The organism is Tardiphaga sp. 285_C5_N1_2 (assembly GCF_052076065.1).
GTDB lineage: Bacteria > Pseudomonadota > Alphaproteobacteria > Rhizobiales > Xanthobacteraceae > Tardiphaga > Tardiphaga robiniae.
Genome location: NZ_CP197241.1, coordinates 3,699,646 through 3,719,440, shown reverse-complemented (window position 1 = coordinate 3,719,440; position 19,795 = coordinate 3,699,646). Strand labels below are relative to the sequence as shown.

Annotated in this window: 17 protein-coding genes; 11 read left to right on the top strand and 6 right to left on the bottom strand. The window is 62.5% G+C overall.

Features of this window, described 5'->3' with window-relative positions; all coding sequences use genetic code 11:
• Window positions 1-26: 26 nt before the first annotated feature.
• Complete coding sequence (locus tag AB7951_RS17780) at window positions 27-593, bottom strand: hypothetical protein (protein ID WP_439066370.1); 567 nt, start codon at window positions 591-593, stop codon at window positions 27-29.
• A 202-nt stretch (window positions 594-795) separates the two neighbouring features.
• On the opposite strand from AB7951_RS17780, the gene AB7951_RS17775 reads away from it, so the two are divergent.
• The 5 genes from AB7951_RS17775 (at window position 796) to AB7951_RS17755 (ending at window position 7,551) form a co-directional block, all read left to right on the top strand.
• Window positions 796-1,806: a Gfo/Idh/MocA family protein gene (locus AB7951_RS17775; RefSeq protein WP_439066371.1), complete on the top strand. Its 1,011-nt coding sequence runs from the start codon at window positions 796-798 to the stop codon at window positions 1,804-1,806.
• Window positions 1,807-1,884: 78 nt separating this feature from the next.
• The gene (locus tag AB7951_RS17770; protein ID WP_439066372.1) at window positions 1,885-3,036 is read left to right on the top strand and encodes a DegT/DnrJ/EryC1/StrS family aminotransferase; all 1,152 of its coding nucleotides are present in this window, start codon (window positions 1,885-1,887) and stop codon (window positions 3,034-3,036) included.
• 43 nt (window positions 3,037-3,079) lie between these two features.
• Entirely contained in the window at window positions 3,080-4,612 is a 1,533-nt protein-coding gene (gene murJ / locus AB7951_RS17765) for a murein biosynthesis integral membrane protein MurJ (RefSeq protein WP_439066373.1), read from the top strand.
• Between the two features lie 102 nt (window positions 4,613-4,714).
• Complete coding sequence (locus tag AB7951_RS17760; RefSeq protein ID WP_439066374.1) at window positions 4,715-7,012, top strand: xanthine dehydrogenase family protein molybdopterin-binding subunit; 2,298 nt, start codon at window positions 4,715-4,717, stop codon at window positions 7,010-7,012.
• Window positions 7,013-7,104: 92 nt separating this feature from the next.
• Window positions 7,105-7,551: a c-type cytochrome gene (locus AB7951_RS17755; protein WP_439066375.1), complete on the top strand. Its 447-nt coding sequence runs from the start codon at window positions 7,105-7,107 to the stop codon at window positions 7,549-7,551.
• A 77-nt stretch (window positions 7,552-7,628) separates the two neighbouring features.
• Here AB7951_RS17755 and AB7951_RS17750 read toward each other — a convergent pair whose 3' ends face one another.
• Window positions 7,629-8,051 (bottom strand): CHRD domain-containing protein, encoded by a 423-nt coding sequence (locus AB7951_RS17750; protein WP_184515328.1) that lies wholly within the window; start codon window positions 8,049-8,051, stop codon window positions 7,629-7,631.
• A gap of 164 nt (window positions 8,052-8,215) precedes the next feature.
• Between AB7951_RS17750 and AB7951_RS17745 the strand changes: the two genes are divergently transcribed.
• From AB7951_RS17745 to AB7951_RS17735, 3 genes are all read left to right on the top strand, one after another.
• The gene (locus AB7951_RS17745; RefSeq protein WP_120291162.1) at window positions 8,216-9,136 is read left to right on the top strand and encodes a cytochrome c; all 921 of its coding nucleotides are present in this window, start codon (window positions 8,216-8,218) and stop codon (window positions 9,134-9,136) included.
• A 153-nt stretch (window positions 9,137-9,289) separates the two neighbouring features.
• On the top strand, window positions 9,290-10,264 hold the full coding sequence (locus AB7951_RS17740) for a DMT family transporter (RefSeq protein WP_439061335.1): 975 nt from the start codon (window positions 9,290-9,292) through the stop codon (window positions 10,262-10,264).
• Window positions 10,265-10,539: 275 nt separating this feature from the next.
• A complete protein-coding gene (locus AB7951_RS17735; RefSeq protein ID WP_068738114.1) occupies window positions 10,540-11,970 on the top strand; it encodes an aldehyde dehydrogenase family protein in 1,431 nt (476 codons plus the stop codon).
• Between the two features lie 199 nt (window positions 11,971-12,169).
• Here AB7951_RS17735 and AB7951_RS17730 read toward each other — a convergent pair whose 3' ends face one another.
• Window positions 12,170-13,129 (bottom strand): SMP-30/gluconolactonase/LRE family protein, encoded by a 960-nt coding sequence (locus AB7951_RS17730; protein ID WP_439061336.1) that lies wholly within the window; start codon window positions 13,127-13,129, stop codon window positions 12,170-12,172.
• Window positions 13,130-13,275: 146 nt separating this feature from the next.
• Here AB7951_RS17730 and AB7951_RS17725 point away from each other — a divergent pair, with 146 nt between their 5' ends.
• Window positions 13,276-14,091 carry an NAD-dependent epimerase/dehydratase family protein gene (locus AB7951_RS17725; protein ID WP_439061337.1) on the top strand — a complete coding sequence of 272 codons (816 nt, stop codon included), beginning with the start codon at window positions 13,276-13,278 and terminating at the stop codon, window positions 14,089-14,091.
• An 88-nt stretch (window positions 14,092-14,179) separates the two neighbouring features.
• Window positions 14,180-15,886: an IlvD/Edd family dehydratase gene (locus AB7951_RS17720; RefSeq protein WP_439061338.1), complete on the top strand. Its 1,707-nt coding sequence runs from the start codon at window positions 14,180-14,182 to the stop codon at window positions 15,884-15,886.
• Between the two features lie 2 nt (window positions 15,887-15,888).
• Here the strand turns inward: AB7951_RS17720 and AB7951_RS17715 are convergent, their stop codons facing one another.
• Both AB7951_RS17715 and AB7951_RS17710 read right to left on the bottom strand, forming a co-directional pair.
• On the bottom strand, window positions 15,889-16,800 hold the full coding sequence (locus tag AB7951_RS17715) for a ribokinase (protein WP_439061339.1): 912 nt from the start codon (window positions 16,798-16,800) through the stop codon (window positions 15,889-15,891).
• A gap of 5 nt (window positions 16,801-16,805) precedes the next feature.
• On the bottom strand, window positions 16,806-17,699 hold the full coding sequence (locus AB7951_RS17710; protein ID WP_089266953.1) for a sugar kinase: 894 nt from the start codon (window positions 17,697-17,699) through the stop codon (window positions 16,806-16,808).
• 194 nt (window positions 17,700-17,893) lie between these two features.
• On the opposite strand from AB7951_RS17710, the gene AB7951_RS17705 reads away from it, so the two are divergent.
• Window positions 17,894-18,739: a VOC family protein gene (locus AB7951_RS17705; RefSeq protein WP_439061340.1), complete on the top strand. Its 846-nt coding sequence runs from the start codon at window positions 17,894-17,896 to the stop codon at window positions 18,737-18,739.
• Window positions 18,740-18,836: 97 nt separating this feature from the next.
• Here AB7951_RS17705 and AB7951_RS17700 read toward each other — a convergent pair whose 3' ends face one another.
• Complete coding sequence (locus AB7951_RS17700; protein ID WP_441255948.1) at window positions 18,837-19,598, bottom strand: TSUP family transporter; 762 nt, start codon at window positions 19,596-19,598, stop codon at window positions 18,837-18,839.
• Window positions 19,599-19,795 lie beyond the last annotated feature (197 nt).

Below are 19,795 nucleotides of genomic sequence, written 5' to 3'. Positions count from 1 at the left end.
GGGGGGGGGGCTCGGAGCCCTGCGTCCTAGATCTTCTGCCCCTGCGGCGTCTTCGGCAATGCTGGCACCACGCCGCCACCGCTGCCACCCACATCGATTCTGATCCGCTGCACCTCCGTGCGCCCGGCCGGATACTTCACCTCGATGGTCACTTCGTCACTGCCGACGAAGTCCGCCTTCGATTGATAGAAGGCGATGAACCCTGGCACTTCGAGCGCAAGGCACTGTTTGTAGTTGGTGGCGCTGACCTTGCCGCGCTTGATGCTGACGGTGCCGTTCGCGGGTGGGGTCACCATGCGCAAGGCGGGCAGGGTGCCCGAGGTGCAGTCGGGCTGGACGTTGAGATAAACGCCGACCTGGAAGTTGCGCGCGGTCGGGCCCTTGGCGGTCCGCTCGACGACAGACGGTGTCGCGGCAGGCGGCGTGGGCGAGGGCGTCTGCGCCCAGACGGCGGTTCCGGCACCGGTTCCCGCCAGAGTGCCTATGACGAGACTCAGCGCGACGACCGGCTTGCGAAACATGGAATTTCTCTCGATTGGCAGGTGATAACGGCGCGGCGCGACATCCCAAGGATGCAGCAAAAGTGCTGTCATATCAATGGATCGGGCGCCCGTAGGCCGGGTTGATGACGGGCGGTTGGCCGGTCTCACGACTTGGTGTAATTCTTTGAATCAAAACGTGTTTGGGTAGCTCCGCGGGGCAATCGCCACATCTGTGGCGGACATGCTAGGAGAACCTACGGCGCCAGTATGGTGAATCGCCGCGCCGGCTCTTAAGAATTCTGAGGTTTGTTGAATGGTGTCGAAAGAAACTTCCGCAGCGAAGGATGCGGTGCGCACGCTGCGTGTCGGCGTCGTGGGCGCAGGTGTCATGGGCACCAATCATGGCCGCGTGCTGGCCGGGCTGCCGGGCATCGAAATGGTCGGCATCGTCGATCCCATGCTCGAACATCGCACCCGCGCCGAGAAATTGATCGGCTGCAAGACCTTTGTCGATCTGGACGCTCTGCTGGCCGCTGGCGTCGATGCCGTGACCATCGCAGCGCCCACTCACTTGCATCACGAAGTCGCGCTCGCCTGCATCGCCAAGGGCATCCATGTCCTGGTCGAGAAGCCGATAGCATCGACCGTGGAAGAGGGACGCGAGATCGTCGATGCCGCGCAAAAGGCTGGCGTGACTCTGATGATCGGCCATGTCGAGCGTTTCAACCCCGCCGTCGCCACCATCAAGAAGGCGATCGAGGGCGAGGACATTCTGTCGATCGGCATCACGCGCGTCGGCCCGTTCCCGCCGCGCATGTCCAATGTCGGCGTTGTCATCGACCTCGCCGTGCATGACATCGACCTGATCCGCTGGTTCACCGAGAGCGACATCGTCGAGGTGCAGCCGCAGCTCGCCTCCGCCGTCGCCGAGCGCGAAGACATCGCGCTGCTGCAGTTCCGCACGGCGTCGGGCGTGCTCGCCCATATCAACACCAACTGGCTGACGCCGTTCAAGGCGCGCACCGTCACGGTCGCGACGCGCGGCAAATATGTGATGGGCGATCTGCTGACCCGGCAGGTCACCGAATGTTTCGGCTTCAAGACCGATGGCAGCTATTCGATGCGGCATCTGCCGGTCGGGCAGGACGAGCCGTTGCGCGCCGAGTTGATGGCGTTTCTCGATGCCGTGCGCACCGGCGGCGTGCCGGCGGTGACCGGCGAGGAGGGCGTCGCCTCCCTCGAGATCGCGATCCAGTGCCTGGAAGCGCCAAAGAAGCGCGCGGCCACAGCATCACGCCCGGCGCCCCGCAAGGTGGTTGGCTGACGCAAGCGCGACCCGGCGCAAGCATGCGCCGGCGTCCAATATCCAGACTTCAACACGACACTCTGCAGGCCAGACATCATGAACCAGCACACCCGCATCGACCCCGTTCCCTTCATCGACCTCGGCGCGCAGCGTCAGCGGCTGGGCACGTCGATCGACGAGGCGGTCACCCGCGTGCTCAATCACTGCCAGTTCATCAACGGCCCGGAAGTCACCAAGTTAGAGGCCGAGCTCGCCAAATATTGCGGCGCCAAGCACGTGATCAGCTGCGCCAGCGGCACCGATGCCCTGATGATGGTGCTGATGGCCAAGAAGGTCGGCCCCGGTGATGCCGTGCTGTGCCCGTCCTTCACCTTCTGTGCCACCGGCGAGGCCGTGGCGCTGGTCGGTGCGTCGCCCGTATTTGTCGAAGTCGACGAAGTCACTTTCAATATCAGCCCTGAATCCGTGAAGCGTGGCATTGCCACCGCCAAAAAGGCCGGCCTCACGCCCCGGGCGATCATCCCGGTCGATCTGTTCGGTCAGCCGGCCGATCTCGACGCGATCAACGCCATCGCCGAGGCCGAGGGGATGTTCGTGCTGGAAGATGCCGCGCAGGCCTTCGGGGCGACCTATAAGGGCAAGCGCGTCGGCACCTGGGCGCTGGCCACCACCACCAGCTTCTTTCCGGCCAAGCCGCTCGGCTGTTTCGGCGACGGCGGCGCGATCTTTACCGATGACGACCAGCTCGCCGAGGACCTGCGCAGCATCCGCATCCATGGCCAGGGCTCCGACAAATACGACAATGTCCGTCTGGGCATCACCGGCCGCCTCGACACCATCCAGGCCGCGGTGCTGCTGGAAAAGCTGAAGATCTTCGACGACGAAATCGCCGCCCGCAACAAAGTAGCCGACCGCTACGCCCGCAGCCTCGGTAACCTCGTCACCGTGCCGCGGGTCGCCGAAGGCAATACGTCGATCTGGGCCTGCTACGTGATCCGCCTGCCGAAGGGTACCGACCGCGACGCCTTTGCCAATGCGCTGAAGGCGCAGGGCGTGCCATCAGCGATCTATTATGCGAAGTCGATGCATATGCAGACTGCCTATAAGGACTATCCGGTCGTCGATGGCGGCCTGCCGGTCTGCGAGGCGCTGTCGGCCGACGTCATCAGCTTGCCGGTGCATGCCTATCTCGACGAGGCCACCCAGGATCGTGTCATCCAGGCTGTGCGCGACGCGCTGGCGACCTAAGTTGAGCATTTTGCACCGCTGCTTCATGCTGTAGAAGCGGCTGATGCTGGGACGCATTTTCACCGTCGGCGGATATACGCTCCTCTCGCGGATCACCGGTTTCGCGCGCGACATCATGCTCGCGGCGATCCTTGGCGCCGGGCCGGTGGCTGACGCCTTTTTCGTGGCGCTGCGGCTGCCCAATCACTTCCGCGCCATTTTCGCCGAAGGCGCGTTCAATGCCGCTTTCGTCCCGGCCTATGCCCATGTGACCGGTAAGGGCGGCCCAGCATCGGCGCATCTGTTTGCCGACCGCATCTTCACGCTGCTGTTTGCATCACAGGTCGTGCTGCTCATCCTGGCCATTCTGTTCATGCCGCAGGCCATGAGCATCCTGGCGCCGGGCTTCACCGATGATCCCGCGCAGCGTCATCTCGCCATCGAGCTGACACGCATCACCTTTCCCTATCTGCTGCTGATCACGCTGGTGACGCTCTATGGCGGCATGCTGAACGTCATGCAGCGCTTTGCCAGTGCTGCGGCGGCCTCGATCTTCCTCAATATCTCCATGATGGCGACACTGGCGCTGGCTGCGTTCTTTCCGAGTGCAGGCCACGCGGCGGCTTGGGGCGTGTTGATTTCGGGCTTTCTGCAATATTTCCTGCTCGCCGGAGACCTGCAGCGCCATGGCGGACTTCCTCGTTTTGCGCCGCTGCGCCTCGATGAGGACGTGCGGGGCTTCTTCCGCGCGCTCGGCCCGGCGACGCTGGGCTCCATGGGCACGCAAGTCGCATTGTTTGCCGACACCATCATCGCGACCTTCCTGCCGGTCGGCGCGCTGTCGGCGCTGTATTATGCCGACCGTCTCAACCAGTTGCCGATCGGGGTGATCGGCATCGCCATCGGCACGGTGCTCTTGCCGGAAATGTCGCGGCGGATGGCGGCAGACGATCACGTTGGCGCCATGGGTGCGCAGCGCCGCGCCTTCCTGTTCACGCTGTTGTTCTCGCTGCCCTTCGTCGCTGCATTCCTCGTGGTGCCCGATGTCATCATGCGCGCGATGTTTGCCCGCGGGGCCTTCACCAAGGCCGATGCTGCCGTCGCTGCGGCGACGCTCGCCGCCTATGCCATAGCGCTCATCCCTTTCGTGATGATTCGCAGTGCGGTCGCAACTTTCAACGCGCGCAAGGACACCACGACGCCGATGATTGCCGCGCTCACCGGTATCGCAGTCAACGTCGCGCTGAAGATTCTGCTGATGGGGCCTCTGGCGCAGATCGGCCTCGCGCTTGCTACCGCGGCGGGCGCCTGGATCAATCTGTTGCTGGTCATCTTCTTCGCCATGCGGGCCGGCTATCTCGAATTCGATCGAGCGTTCCTGCTGGCGCTGGGCAAATTCGCGTTGACCGGCGTGGTCCTCGCTGCGGTGCTGTGGGGGACCGCGCGTCTTGCGGCGGAGCAGTTTGCGGGCCTCACCAGCCTCCGCGACGAAGCGACGCTGGGAGTTCTCATCATCGTGACCGTCCTGGTCTATTCGGCATTGGTCCTGATGCTTTTCGGCAAAAGCTGGCTGCACAGCCTGGTCCGCGCCAGATAGCTCGCTTCATCGTGTCCCAAAGTCGGGCAGGGCGACGCTCTGTGCCACTTGCCGCCATCCTCCCGCAGTGTAGATTGAGTCTAAACTGCATGCGGAGGAACGATGGCCCCCATCAAATTCGGCGTCGGACAGAGTGTCCTGCGCAAAGAAGACGACGCCCTCATTCGTGGTCGTGGCCGCTATACCGACGATCATGCGCCCGTCACGCTGCATGCCCTCGTGCTGCGCTCGCCGCATGCCCATGCCAATTTCACTATCGATGTCAGCAAGGCGCGCACACTTCCGGGTGTCGCTGCGATTCTGACGGCGGAAGACACCAAGGACCTCGGCGGTCTGCCCTGCCTGTTCAATCTCGAAGATCATCCTTTCACCGGGCCGGATTATCCGATCCTCGCCGCCGGGGAAGTCCGCCATGTCGGCGACGCCGTGGCCTTCGTCGTTGCGGAGACTGTAGCGCAGGCGCGTGATGCGATTGAGGCGATCGAAGTCGACTGGAAGCCGCTGCCGTCCGTGAACGGTCTGGTCAATGCCGTCGCCAAGGTCGCGCCGCAGGTATGGGCCAAGCATGCCGGCAATGTGCTGTTCGATGTGCCGATCGGCGACAAGAAGGCAGTTGATGCGGTGTTCGCCAAGGCACCCGTGATCGCCGACGTGAAGATCGTCAATCCACGCGTCATCATCAATTATATGGAGACGCGGGCGGCGATCTGTGAATACGACGCCAAGCGCGATTACATGACGCTGACCATCGGCAGCCAGGGCAGCCATCGTCTGCGCGACATCCTCTGCGACAACGTGCTGAAAATGCCGAAGGACAAGATGCGCGTGATCTGCCCCGATGTCGGCGGTGGTTTCGGCACGCGGCTGTTTCCCTACCGTGAATATGCGCTGGTGGCCTTTGCCGCCAAGAAGCTCGGCAAGAATGTGAAATGGGCGGCGGATCGCACCGATCACTTCCTCGGCGACGCGCAGGGCCGCGACAATGTCACCCATGCACGCATGGCGCTGAGCGAGGACGGCAAGTTTCTCGCCATGGATGTCGACCTGATGGCCGACATGGGCGCGTATCTGTCGACCTTTGGACCTTACATCCCGCATGGCGGCGCCGGCATGTTGCCGGGTCTCTACGACATCCAGACATTCCATTGCCGCGTGCGCACGGTGTTCACCAACTCCGTGCCGGTGGACGCCTATCGCGGCGCCGGCCGTCCGGAGGCGGCTTACGTCGTCGAACGTCTCGTCGATCAATGCGCGCGCAAGCTCGGCATGTCGCCGGATGCGATCCGCCGCAAGAACTTCATCCCGCCGAAGGCGATGCCGTACAGGACCGCGACCGGCAAGGTGTACGACTCCGGCGATTTCACCGCGCATATGAAACGCGCGATGGATGTCGCGGGCTGGAAGGAATTTCCAAAGCGGGCCAAGGCCGCGAAGAAGGAGGGCCTGGTTCGCGGTATCGGCATGGCCACCTATGTGGAAGTCTGCGGCACTATGGGCGACGAGACCGCCAATGTTGCTGTTGGCGCCGATGGCGACATCACCATTTTGATCGGCACGCAATCGACCGGGCAGGGTCACCACACCGCCTATGCCCAGATCGTCGCCGAACAGTTCGGTGTGACACCGGACCGCGTCCACATCGTCCAGGGCGACACGGCGAAGGTGGCGACCGGTCTCGGTACCGGCGGCTCCGCATCGATCCCGACCGGTGGCGTCAGCGTGCAGCGCGCCACCAGGCAGCTCGGTATCAACCTCAAGGAGCTGGCGGCGGATGTGCTGGAAACCAGCGCCGCCGACCTCGAGATCGATGGCGGCGTGGTGAAGATCGCCGGCACTGATCGCTCGGTGTCATTCGCCGATCTCGCAAAGAAGGCCAATCCGTCGAAGCTCAATGCGTCTGAAACCTTCAGCAGCGCCGACGGCACCTTCCCCAACGGCACCCATCTGGTCGAAGTCGAGATCGATCCTGCGACCGGCAAGATCGCCATTGTCAATTACGTCATCGTCGACGATTTCGGCGTCACGCTGAATCCGTTGCTGCTGGCCGGCCAGGTTCATGGCGGCACCATGCAGGGCATCGGCCAGGCGCTCATGGAGCAGGCGATCTATGATCCCGAGGACGGCCAGCTCGTCACCGGCACTTTCATGGACTATGCGCTGCCGCGCGCGGCCGACGGCGCGCCGATCTCGTTCGAGACCCACAACATCCCCTGCGTGACCAATCCGCTGGGGGTGAAGGGGGCTGGCGAGGCTGGCGCTATCGGCTCCTGTCCGGCCGTGATGAACGCCATCATCGATGGTCTCTATCGCGAATACAAAATCGAGCACATCGACATGCCCGCAACTCCTGAGCGGGTGTGGATGGCGATCCGCGAGCACGAACGGCTCCACACGCTGTAAAGCGCCGCCGCCGGGAATAGCCGGATGGCGGCGGGGTTCATCTACATGTTGCGAACTAGTCCTAATCGAATTCCAAACAGGGGTATTGGTTGATGAAACGTGCGCTTCTCGTTGTCGGAGCTTTGCTGTTGGGTGTGGGGGCGGTCTCGGCCCAGCAGGAGATCGTCAAGGAACGCCAGACGCTGATGAAGTCCAATGGTCGCGCTCTTGGCGGCACGCTCAGCGCGATGGCCAAGGGCGACAAGCCCTATGATCAGGCCGCGGTCGAGGCCGCGCTGACCGTGCTGGACGAAACCGCCAAGAAGCTGCCGACACTGTTTCCGGACAGCACCAAGGGTCTGAAGGCCGAGGGTGACTATTCGACGTCGCCGAAGGTCTGGGAAGACAAGGCCGGTTTCGATGCCCACATCGTCACCTTCACCAAGGCCGTCACCGACGCCAAGGCCAAGATCAAGGATCTCGACAGCCTCAAGGCGAATGTCGGCGGCATCGGCAAGGCATGCGGTGGCTGTCACGAGACGTTCAGACTGAAGATCTGAGCTCGATTGTGAACTCTGAATGAAAGGGCGAACGCCGCAGCGCTCGCCCTTTTGTTCAACCATCGTCGATTCGAATGTTACTTCGTGACCTGTCCGCGGATCTCGCCGCCTTTGTTGGCCTCAGTGTGGATGTTGACATAGTACTTGCCGGCCAACAGGTCGGCGGCCTGTGCGTCGGTCAGCGTGGCGCTGCCTTCGGAGCCGGATGTGGCTGGTGTGATCGGTACGGCCACTCCGGCATTCTTGCCGGCTTCGGCGGGGCCGTGGAAATGCGCCATGGTCGCAGGACCCGTGAGGCCGGAATAGGTCAGCTTCCAGGTCAGCTTCTTGGTAGCGGGATCGAAGTCGATATCGGCGGTGCCCTTGCCGGCGCTGGTATTGGCGGGCACTTCGGAAGCGCTGTTGAGGGTCGCCTTCATCTTGTCGGCGCAAGCGGGGCCGGCGAGCGCGATGCTGGTGCCGAGCGCGAGGGACGCGAGCATGATCGAACGAGGTGACATGGGTTTCTCCCTGATGATGGTGAGGTCGTCATGGCTGGAAACATCCGAGACGCCAATTCATTCCCCCGGGAGCCTAAGGGATGGATCACGGTTTCGTTCCGGCAGCGGCTGTTCGACGCGCTTTATGTGCTGAAGTTTGACCCGGATACCAATTGGACATGCACGTGCTGAAACGGCTTTTCATTCTCGCATTTGTCGCGGCTGTCATCGGCCTCGGCGTGTTCTGGTGGCTGACGATTCCCGTAATGGTGGCTGCGAGCACGCTCCCGCCGCACACGCCCAATCCCGGCAATGGCGCAGTGGTCTTCAATGCCGGTGGCTGCTCGTCATGCCATGCGACGCCGGCGCAGCAGGATCGGCTCAAGCTCGGGGGCGGGCTCCCGCTGACATCGCCGTTCGGTACGTTCTATGTGCCCAACATCTCGCCCGATCCCACGGCCGGTATCGGCCGCTGGAGCGAGGCTGATTTTGTGACGGCGCTGCTGAAGGGCACGTCGCCGAACGGCTCGCATTACTTTCCGGCTTTTCCCTACACGTCCTACCAGCAGATGAAGGTGGAGGATATCAGGGACCTGTTCGCTTTTCTGAAGACGCTGCCACCGGTGGCCAGCAAGGCGCCGGATCATGCGGTGCCATTTCCATTTAACATCCGCCGCAACCTCGGCGTCTGGAAGCTGCTGTTCCTCGATGGCAAACCCTTCGAGGCGGATGCTTCGAAGTCGCCGCAGTGGAATCGCGGCAGCTATCTGGTGAATGCGCTGGGCCACTGCGCCGAGTGCCACAGCCCGCGCAATGCATTGGGCGGCATCGTGACGGCACAGCGCTTTGCCGGCGGTCCGAACCCCGACGGCGAGGGTTGGGTGCCCAACATCACCCAGAAGCGTCTCGGTGACTGGAGCGAAAAGGACATCGCGTATTTCCTGGAAACCGGGCAGACGCCGGACGGCGACACCGCCGGTGGCTCCATGGCCCGCGTGATCCGCAATACCTCCCAGTTGAGCGCAGACGACCGCTCGGCGATGGCGCTCTATCTGAAATCGCTCCCTGCGGTGGAGGGGCCCATTAGGCCCGCCAAAAAGGGCTAAACCCGCGCAAGGTTGGGTTGTGGCGAGGTGCAGCCTTGCATGGAAACCCGCCAAGCCATGTCGCATCGGCGGTTTTCGTGAGGAGGCTCACGTGATTGTGTGCTGCAACATGAAGACCCCCACGATTCCCCTGATCTCCATTTCCCCGAACTCATGAACATCTTCAAAGCCGTGTCGCTGAAGATTGCCAGCACCATGGCGTTTGCCATCATGGGCGCGCAGGGTCGCTATCTCGGCAGCGAAGTGCCGCTCGGCGAGATCGTGTTCGCCCGCGGGTTGTTTGCGCTGATCCCGATCGTGCTGTTTTTCGGCTGGCGCGGCCAATTGCGCGGCGCGCTGCGCACCAACCGCGTCTCCGCGCATCTGGTGCGTGGCTCGTTCAGCGTGATCGGGACGTTCTGTACCTTCGGCGCGCTGGCGCGGCTGCCGATCGCGGATGTGACCGCCATTGCCTTCATCGCGCCGCTGATCACCGTGGTGTTCGCCGCGATCTTCCTGAAAGAGCAGGTCCATGCCTATCGCTGGTCGGCGGTGGCGATTGGCTTTTCCGGCGTGATCCTGATGCTGTCGCCGTATTTCCACGATCACGCGGCGCTGACCACGTCGATGATCGTCGGTCTGTCGCTGGCGCTGCTCAATGCCTTCTCGTCGGGCGGTGCGACCATCCAGATCCGCCGGCTGACCGCAACGGAGTCCTCATCCGCGATCGTTATCTTCATGACGCTGATCGTGATGGCGGCATCGCTGCTCACGGCGCCATTTGGCTGGCGCTGGCCGACGAATTTCGAACTGGCACTGCTGGTCGGCATCGGCATTTCCGGCGGCCTCGGGCAGATGCTGTTCACCGAGAGCTATCGCTATGCGCCGGCGTCCTTCCTGGCGCCGTTCGACTACACGGCGATGCTGTGGGCCTTCTTGCTCGGCTTCTGGATGTTCGGCGAAGTGCCGACGCCCTATGTGGTTGGCGGCGCGGTGATCGTCGCGGGCGCAGGCATCTTCGTCATCCTGCGCGAACGCCATCTCGGCCTGAAGCGGCTGCGTGACACACCGATGTCGCCGATTTCCACCATGGCGGACGATGAAGCTGACCCGGATGCGCCCATCGCTGTCCGCGCAAAGTCGCGCTGATTTTTCGTTCAATTTTGTTGCAATGCACACTGCGCTTTGCTGGCAAGCTGTGCCATTTCGATTTTAGAACGCGCGCAAAACACGGGGCCTTGCTCCTGCCACGCGGCTGGATTTATATGCATTTGCTGCTTTCACGCGGCACCCCGTGCATGACGGGCTCATGAGGCGAAATGACCGCGCAAGGGTGCTTGCCGGACGTGTCGTTCCTTCCCAGATAGACCCGGCTGCACAGAATTTTCTGACGACAGACGTTCCCGCAATCAAAGAGGTTACCAATGGTCAACCGCCTGCAATTCTACATCGATGGCGCCTGGGTCGATCCCGTCGTCAAGAAGACTACCCCTGTCGTGAATCCGGCGACTGAAGATGCGATGTACGACATTGCGCTGGGCTCCAAGGCCGACGTCGACAAGGCTGTCGCCGCTGCCAAGCGCGCTTTCGAGACGTTCTCCCAGACCACCCGTGAAGAGCGCATCGCGCTGCTCGAAAAGATCATCGCGGTCTACAAGACCCGCATGTCGGATATCGGTGCGTCGGTCTCCGACGAAATGGGCGCTCCGCTGCCGATGGCCGAGAAGCTGCAGGCCGGTGCCGGCCTCGGTCACCTCGTCGCCACGCTCGACGTGCTGAAGACCTACAAGTTCGACGAGGCGCACAACGCCGCCATGATCACGAAGGAGCCGATTGGCGTCGTTGGCATGATCACCCCGTGGAATTGGCCGCTGAACCAGATCGCCTGCAAGGTCGCGCCTGCGCTCGCCGCTGGCTGCACCATGCTCTTGAAGCCGTCGGAATACACCCCGACCTCAGCGCTGATCTTCGCGGAAATCCTCCATGAAGCCGGCGTGCCGAAGGGCGTGTTCAACCTCGTCAACGGTCTCGGCCCGGATGTCGGCGTCGCCATGAGCGAACATCCCGATATCGACATGATCTCCTTCACTGGTTCGACCCGCGCCGGCATCGACGTTGCCAAGCGCGCCGCGAATACCGTGAAGCGCGTCAGCCAGGAGCTCGGTGGCAAGTCGCCGAATGTGATCCTTGACGGCGCCGACTTCGTGAAGGCCGTCACCGGCGGCGTCGCGCACATGTTCAACAATTCCGGACAGTCGTGCAACGCGCCGAGCCGCATGATCGTGCCGCAGGCGAAGATGAAGGAAATCGCCGCCATCGCGAAGGCCCAGGCGGACAAGACCAAGGCCGGCGATCCGCGCGCTGATGGCACCGTCATCGGTCCGGTGGTCAATCGCGGCCAGTGGGACAAGATCCAGGGCCTGATCCAGAAGGGCATCGAGGAAGGCGCCACGCTGGTCGCCGGTGGCCCCGGTCTGCCGGAAGGCGTCAACAAGGGCTTCTATGTGCGTCCGACGATCTTCGCCGACGTCACCGAGAACATGACCATCGCGCGCGAGGAAATCTTCGGGCCGGTGCTCGTGATCATGGGGTCCAAGGACGAAGCCGATGCGCTCCGCATCGCAAATGACACCCCGTACGGCCTCGCTGGCTACGTCTCAGCTGACACGGTCGAGAACGCCCGCAAGTTCGGCCGCCGCATCCGCGCCGGCAACGTCAACCTGCAGGGTGCTCCGAACGACCGCACCGCGCCGTTCGGCGGCTACAAGCAGTCGGGCAACGGCCGCGAATGGGGTAAGCACGGTCTTGAGGACTTCCTCGAGGTCAAGGCAATCGCTGGCTACACCGCGGCGTAAGACCGCGTCGTTGAAGCGCAAGCTTCGTGACTAAAAACGCCGGCATGGAGCCATCCATGCCGGCGTTTTTGTTTCTACGATGGTCTCTCCGCCGTCATTGCGAGGAGCGAAGCGACGCGGCAATCCAGAAGGCCACAAGCGTGGAAAGACTGGATTGCTTCGCTACGCTCGCAATGACGTTGAGAGGGCGGTGTACCCGTCAGCCCCCCAACGCCCCCTGCGTGTTTACATACACCGCATAGATCGACTGGCTCGATGCCATGAACAGCCGGTTGCGTTTCACGCCGCCGAAACAGACATTGGCGCAGCGCTCAGGCAGCGCGATGCGGCCGATCTGTTCGCCATCGGGCGCGAAGACGAAGACGCCGTCGAGCTCCGGCTTGCCCATGCCCCAGCCGCACCACAGATTGCCATCGATATCGCAGCGCATGCCGTCGGGCGTGCCCGGGCCCGCATCGATCAGTACGCGCTTATTCTTCAGCGTCTTGCCGTCGGCGGCAACGTCGTAGGCGAGAATCTTGCGGTTCGGCACGCCGCGGGATTCCACGACATAGAGCAGCTTCTCGTCGGGCGAAAAACACAGTCCGTTCGGGCCGAGCACATCATCGGCGACGATGGTGGACGTCAACGTATCGCCATCGATGCGGTAGATATTCTGCCCGATCTCGGATGGCGCCTTGTTGCCCTCATAGTCGCTCATCAGGCCGAATGGCGGATCGGTGAACCAGATCGAGCCATCGGACTTGACGACCACATCATTCGGCGAGTTCAGTTTCTTGCCTTCGAAATTATCCATCAGCACTGTGATGGTGCCGTCATATTCGGTGCGTGTGATCCGGCGCCCGTGTTCGCAGGTGATCAGGCGCCCCCGGCGATCCCGCGTATTGCCATTGCCGTAATTCGATGGTTTGCGGAAATCGCTGATCGCGCCGGTTTCCTCTTCCCATTTGATAATGCGGTTGTTGGGAATGTCCGAACACAACAGATAGCGGCCGTCACCGAAATAGACCGGCCCTTCGGCCCAGCGCATGCCGGTGGCGATGCGTTCAATGGCGCCGAGCTTGATCCAGTATTTTTCGAAGCGGGGATCGAGGGCGTGAATGGCGGGGTCGGGATAATAGGTCGCTGGCTGCCAGCCGCGCGATGTTATGTCGGACATTGGCGTCTCGTTCTCTGTCGTTTCCTCGGATGCGTTTGCTAACATCGGCGAGGGTAGGCGGCAAGCAATGCCGGTTCCACTGCCTTGCCGTTGCGCCTGTACCGCGCCATAGTTGTCTGACAACTGACAACATTACGAGGGACGGAATGAAGATCTTGATGACGGGCGCATCTGGCGGAATCGGCACGCGCTTGCGGGAATTGCTCCCGCTGATCTATCCGGACCTCGTGCTGAGCGATCTCACAACGCCGCCAAATCTCAAGCCAAACGAAAATTTCAAGCAGGCCGATCTGGCCGATCTCGCCGCGGTGGAGGCGATCTGCGAGAGCGTGGACGGCATCCTGCATTTCGGCGGCTTCTCGGTGGAGGGACCTTGGGACACCATCCTGCAGGCCAATATCATCGGCGGCTACAATCTGTTCGAGGCCGCGCGCAAGAAGGGCGTCAAGCGCATCGTCTTCGCGTCGTCGAACCATGCGGTCGGCTTCTATCCACGCCACAGCAAGATCCCGCCGGATGTCACGGCGCGACCGGACAGCCGCTACGGCGTCAGCAAGGTGTTCGGCGAGGCGGTGGGCTCGCTCTATGCCGACAAATACGGGCTGTCGGTGACATGTCTGCGGATCGGCAATTTCGGTGATCGGCCGCTGGATCAGCGCCGGCTGTCGATCTGGCTGAAGCCTGAGGATCTGGTGCAGCTCTGCCAGATCGGGCTCGAACATCCCGCCATCCATTTCGAGGTGCTGTATGGCGCCTCCTATAACGAGCGTGCCTGGTGGGATAACTCCCGCGCCTATGAACTCGGCTATCGCCCGGTCGGCAAAGCCGAGGATCATCGCGAACACGCAATGGCGGAACAGGCGAAGATGAAATCCGATCCGGTCGGTGATTTCTATCAGGGCGGGGCATTTTGCAGCGCCGAATTCGCTGGTGATTTCAGTAAGGTGTGGGAGCCAAAATAGGGGCCCAGCCAGTCCGTCCCGCGCATTGACAAGAATTTTGGCGGCTTCATAAGAAGCATTCAAAACAAGCTTGGAATGGGAACGCGACATGGCCGACGGATTGCGCAAGGGGCTGACCAGTTACGGTGATGCCGGGTTCTCGCTGTTCCTGCGCAAGGCCTTCATCAAGGCCATGGGTTATTCCGACGATGCGCTGGACCGGCCCATCGTCGGCATCACCAACACCCATAGCGACTACAATCCGTGCCACGGCAATTCGCCCCAGATCATCGAGGCCGTGAAGCGCGGCGTGATGCTGGCTGGCGCGCTACCGATGGTGTTTCCGACCATCTCGATCGGCGAAAGCTTCGCCCATCCGACCTCGATGTATCTGCGCAATCTGATGGCGATGGATACCGAGGAGATGATCAAGGCGCAGCCGATGGATGCAGTGGTGGTGATCGGCGGCTGCGACAAGACGCTGCCGGCGCAGATCATGGCAGCGCTGTCGGTCGATCTGCCGACGGTGGTGATCCCGGTCGGCCCAATGGTGGTCGGCCATCACAAGGGAGAAGTGCTCGGCGCCTGCACCGACTGCCGGCGCATGTGGGGCAAGTTCCGCGCCGGCGAGATCGACCAGCAGGAAATCGACGACGTCAATGCGCGCCTCGCGCCGTCGGTTGGCACATGCATGGTGATGGGCACGGCGTCGACCATGGCCTGCATCACCGAGGCGATGGGTCTGTCGCTGCCGATGAGTGCGACCATTCCCGCGCCGCATGCGGAGCGCTTTCGGTCTGCCGAAGCCAGCGGCAAGGTTGCCGCGACGCTCGCCAAGAACAAGGGGCCGAAGCCGAGTGAATTTCTGACGCCGGGTTCGTTCCGTAACGCGCAGGTCGTGTTGCAGGCGATCGGTGGCTCCACCAACGGGCTCATCCATCTCACGGCGATGGCCAACCGCACGCCGAACCGGATCGATCTCGCTGCTTTCGACGAGCTCGGCCGCGACGTGCCGGTGCTGGTCGATCTGAAGCCGTCCGGCGATCACTATATGGAGCACTTCCATCACGCGGGCGGCGTGCCGAAGCTGATGGCGCAGCTCAGCGATCTCATCGATCTCGACGCGAAATCCGTCACCGGCGAGACATTGCGCGAGATCGTGGCGAATGCCGAAGAAGTGCCGGGCCAGGACGTGATCCGCTCGAAGGACAATCCGATCAAGCGCGAAGGCGGGCTGGCAATCCTGCACGGTAATCTGGCGCCGCGCAGCGCGGTCATCAAGCATTCCGCTGCGTCGCCCAAGCTGATGCAGCACACCGGCCGTGCTGTTGTGTTCGAGTCCGTCGAGGACATGACCAACCGCGTCGATGACCCTGATCTCGATGTCACTGCGGATGACGTGCTGGTGCTGCGCAATGCCGGTCCCAAGGGCGCACCGGGCATGCCTGAGGCCGGCTATCTGCCAATCCCCATGAAGCTGGCGCGTGCCGGCGTGAAGGACATGGTGCGTATTTCAGACGCGCGCATGAGCGGTACAGCCTTCGGCACCATTGTGCTGCACATCACGCCGGAGAGCGCCGTGGGTGGCCCGCTGGCGCTTGTGAAGAACGGCGACATGATCCGTCTGGATGTGGCGAAACGGTCGATCGATCTGTTGGTCGACGATGCCGAGCTTGCGAAGCGCCAGGCTGCGCTCCCGCCAGCGAAGACGCCGGACTGGGCGAAGCGCGGCTATGCGCATCTGTTTCACACCACGATCCTGCAGGCCGATGACGGCTGCGATTTCGACTTCATGACGGCGAAGGGGAAGGGTTGACGCTAGCCGGCAGCCGCCGACACCTCTTTCGCTGTCGGCATCGACGGCCCGGCGCCCATCCGCTGTACGCAAAGCGAGGCGGCGACATTAGCATAGCCAATGGCGCTCTGCAGTGAATGTCCATCCGCAAGCTTTGCGGCAACAGCCCCCACGAAACAGTCGCCGGCACCGGTGGTGTCAATGGCCTTCACGATGCGGGCGGCTTCGAGGTGGACCCGGCCATCGATCAGCGCGATCGCGCCGCGCTTGCCCAGCGTGATGCAGATGTTCGGCCGATGATCGGTTTGCAATGTCGATGCGGCGGCGATGAAGCGCGCATCGGGATCAGTGTCGTGCAGTTCGAGACTTGCAAGCAGGCCGAGTTCGCTTTCATTGAGGATCAGAATATCCACCAGAGCCATCAGCTCACGTTCAATCGGCATCGCCGGTGCCGGATTGAGAATCGTCGTTGCACCGGATGCGCGCGCCCGCGTGAAGAAAGCCGTGATGGCCGGCAGCGGAATCTCGAATTGGCTGACGGCGACATCGCCTTTTCGGAGTGCAGGCGCGGCGACATCGGTCGCATTGACCAACGCATTGGCGCCGGGAATGACAACTATGGTGTTCTCAGCTTTCGCAACGGTGATGATCGCTGTTCCCGTGCCGGCGCCAGCGACCTCACGCACGTAAGCGAGATCGACGCCCTGCATGGCCAGAAATGCCCTGGTGTCGCGGCCAAAGGCATCCGCGCCGGTACAGCCGATCAGCATGGTCGCTGCACCAAGTTTCGCCGCAGCAACGGCCTGATTGGCGCCCTTGCCACCGGGAAAATACAACACCTCGCGGCCTGCTACAGTCTCACCGATTGCCGGATGGCGGTCGGCTGTCGCGACCACGTCCATATTGATGCTGCCGGCGACGACAATCCGGCCCATGGTGGTCACACCTGCGCCCGATATTCCTCACGCACCGCCGCGATATCCGACAATGTCGGCAGTCCCGCTTCATTGCCCAGGCGCTGGATCTTGAAGGTCGATGCGGCCCGCGCGAATTTGAAATGCTCGGCCCAGCTATGGCCGGGATTGGCGAGATATGAATAGACGTAAGCGCCGTGGAAAACATCGCCGGCGCCATTGGTATCGATCACCTTCTCGCGCGGGATCGGCAGCGCGGGCAGTGTGTGCACTGTGCCGGCCTCGTCATACCAGAGCAGGCCCTTCTCGCCGAGCGTGACGCCGCCGACGCGGCAGCCGCGGCTCTTGAGATAGTCGAGCATCTTCTCCGGCGTCAGGTCCATCTGCTCGCAGAGACGTTCGGCGACGATGGCGACGTCGATGAACTCAAGCAACTCATGGGTGTTGGTGCGCAATCCGCCGCCGTCGAGTGAGGTGAGGATGCCGGCCTCGCGGCAGAGCTTCGCGTAGTGGATCGCGGCATCGGGCTGATGGCCGTCGATATGCAGCGCGCGACAGGCGCCGAGATTGAGCAGCGGGAAGGGATGGATGTGTTCGTCGTCACGGCAGCGGACGATGGCACGCTTGCCGTCTTTCGGCATGATGAAGGACAGCGACGAACTCGCCACTTTGCGCGGATGGACCTCGATGGCGTATTTCGCCGACATGTCCATGAACATGCGGCCGAGCCAGTCATTGGCGACGGTGGCGATGAGATCGGGCACGATGCCCAGCTTGGCGCAGCAGAAGGCGGCGGTGACCGCATTGCCGCCGAACGACACGGCATAGTCGGAGGCGACATGCTTCTCGTCGCCGGTCGGCATATGGTCGGTGATGAACGTGACGTCGATATAGGTCTGTCCGATAAAGAGTGCCTTCATGAATCCGTCCGTCTCGCCTGAGGGATGGCTGCACCCGTCCGGAGACGGCGCATCAGTCAGCTTAACAGCGGTTGCGACGAGGTCACCACCGAAATTGTGCGATGCCGCAGCCGGGCGGAGTCGGTTTTCAGCATTGCGGCTCGAAAACTGGCATAGTTCGATCACAACAACGCCACGAAGACGGGAGGGATGCGATGATCACCGGGCTGGATCACGTCGTCATTTTGCTGGAGGATCTGGAGGTGGGGATCGCCACCTATCAGACCCTGTTCGCCCGCGCGCCCGCCTGGCGCAGCACCAGCGACGGTGCGGCCATGGCGATCTTCACGGTGGCCAACATGTCGGTCGAGCTGATGGCGCCTGTCGGTCACGGCCCGGCCGCCGATCGCATCAGGGCCGTGCTGCCGGAGCAGGGTGCGACGCTGGCCAGTATCTGTTTCCGGACTGGCGATATCGCTGGGATGCATCACCGGCTCGATCGCCTGGCGCTGAAGCCTGATCCCATCGCCGAGGTCGAGAGCAGGGATACCGAGACCGGCGCCACACTCTCCTGGAAGCGTACCCGTGCGGCGACGGACGCGACGCGCGGTGTCCGGCAATTCTTTCTCGAACTGTCCGACGAGCGTCCGGTGTCGCCCCCGGTGGGCGATGCGCCGTTCCTTGGCCTCGACCATATCGTTGTCGCCACGCAGGATCCGGAGCGCGCCGCTGCGCTCTATGGCGCGCGACTGGGCCTCGACATGGCACTGGATCGCTCCAATCCGGAGTGGGGCCATCTGATGTTCTTCCGCTGCGGCGATCTGATCGTCGAGGTCGTGCATCGCCCCGACGACAAGGCCGACAAGAATCGCGACAAGCTCTGGGGCATGACCTGGCGCGTCGCTGACGCGGATGCCGTCCGCGAGCGCTTGCTCGCCGCGCATGTCAACGTGTCGGAGGTGCGTAGTGGCCGCAAGCCGGGCACCCGTGTTGTCAGCCTCCGCGATGGCACCTGCGGAATTCCGACGCTGCTGATCGAGCGGACGGGGAAGGATGTGTAGAGGTGTAGGATGGGTAGAGCGTCTTCGCGAAACCCATCATTTAAACGCATGAAAGCGATGGGTTTCGCTGCGCTCTACCCATCCTACGTATTGCCACCTACCGCCACAACATCGAACAGCCCTGCCACAGCAGCACCAGCGAGATCACCAGCAGCAGGGCATAGGCGATGTTGTAGAACAGATTGGTGGGCGTGTGTTTCACCAGCCAGATGCCCATGAAGTTCGCGATGATGGCCATCGGCAGCAGCGCCAGCGATGTCGCGAAATTGCCGGCGTGGAATTGGCCGAGTGCGAAATAGGGCACGATCTTCAGCGCATTGACGACGGCGAAGAAGATCGTCGTGGTCCCGACCAGCACCAGCTTCGGCAGCCGCTGCGGCAGCACATAGACCTGAAATGGCGGGCCGCCGGCCTGAGTCATGAAGGATGTGAAACCCGATACCGCGCCCCAGAATACGCCACCGGCCGGGCCCATGCGGGTCGGTTCGATTCTGGCGCGCTTGCGCCAGACGTCGATCACGAAGATGAGGCCGATCAGACCGACGGTGATACGCACGGCATTGTCGGAAATATAAGAGGCAAGCAGCCACGCCAGCGTCATGCCGGCGACGGCGCCCGGCAACATGATCTTCAGATTCGAGGCGTCCCATTCGCGGCGATAGACATAGATCGAGATCAGGTCCTGCGTGATCAGCACCGGCAGCAGCAATGCGGCCGCCTCGAGCGGCGGCAGATACAGCGCCAGTAGCGGCGTGGCGGCAATGCCGACGCCCGAGAAGCCGCCTTTGGAGAGGCCAAGGAAAATCACCGCCGGAATGGCGACGGCATAGAAGAACGGGTTTGTGATGATGGCAGGCACAAGCAGGTCCGGTTGGGGCAGGGCAGTGATAGCGACGACACCCGCAAAAGGCGATGCCCGTTTGCGCATATGGCCCGGAACATGCTTTGTTCTCAAGCGGGCAAACGCATGCTACACGCGATAGACGTGCGGCTGTTGCGTCATTCCGCTGAGCGACGGGATCCGGGTTTGGCAAAAACAACTAAAAAAGCGCCGAA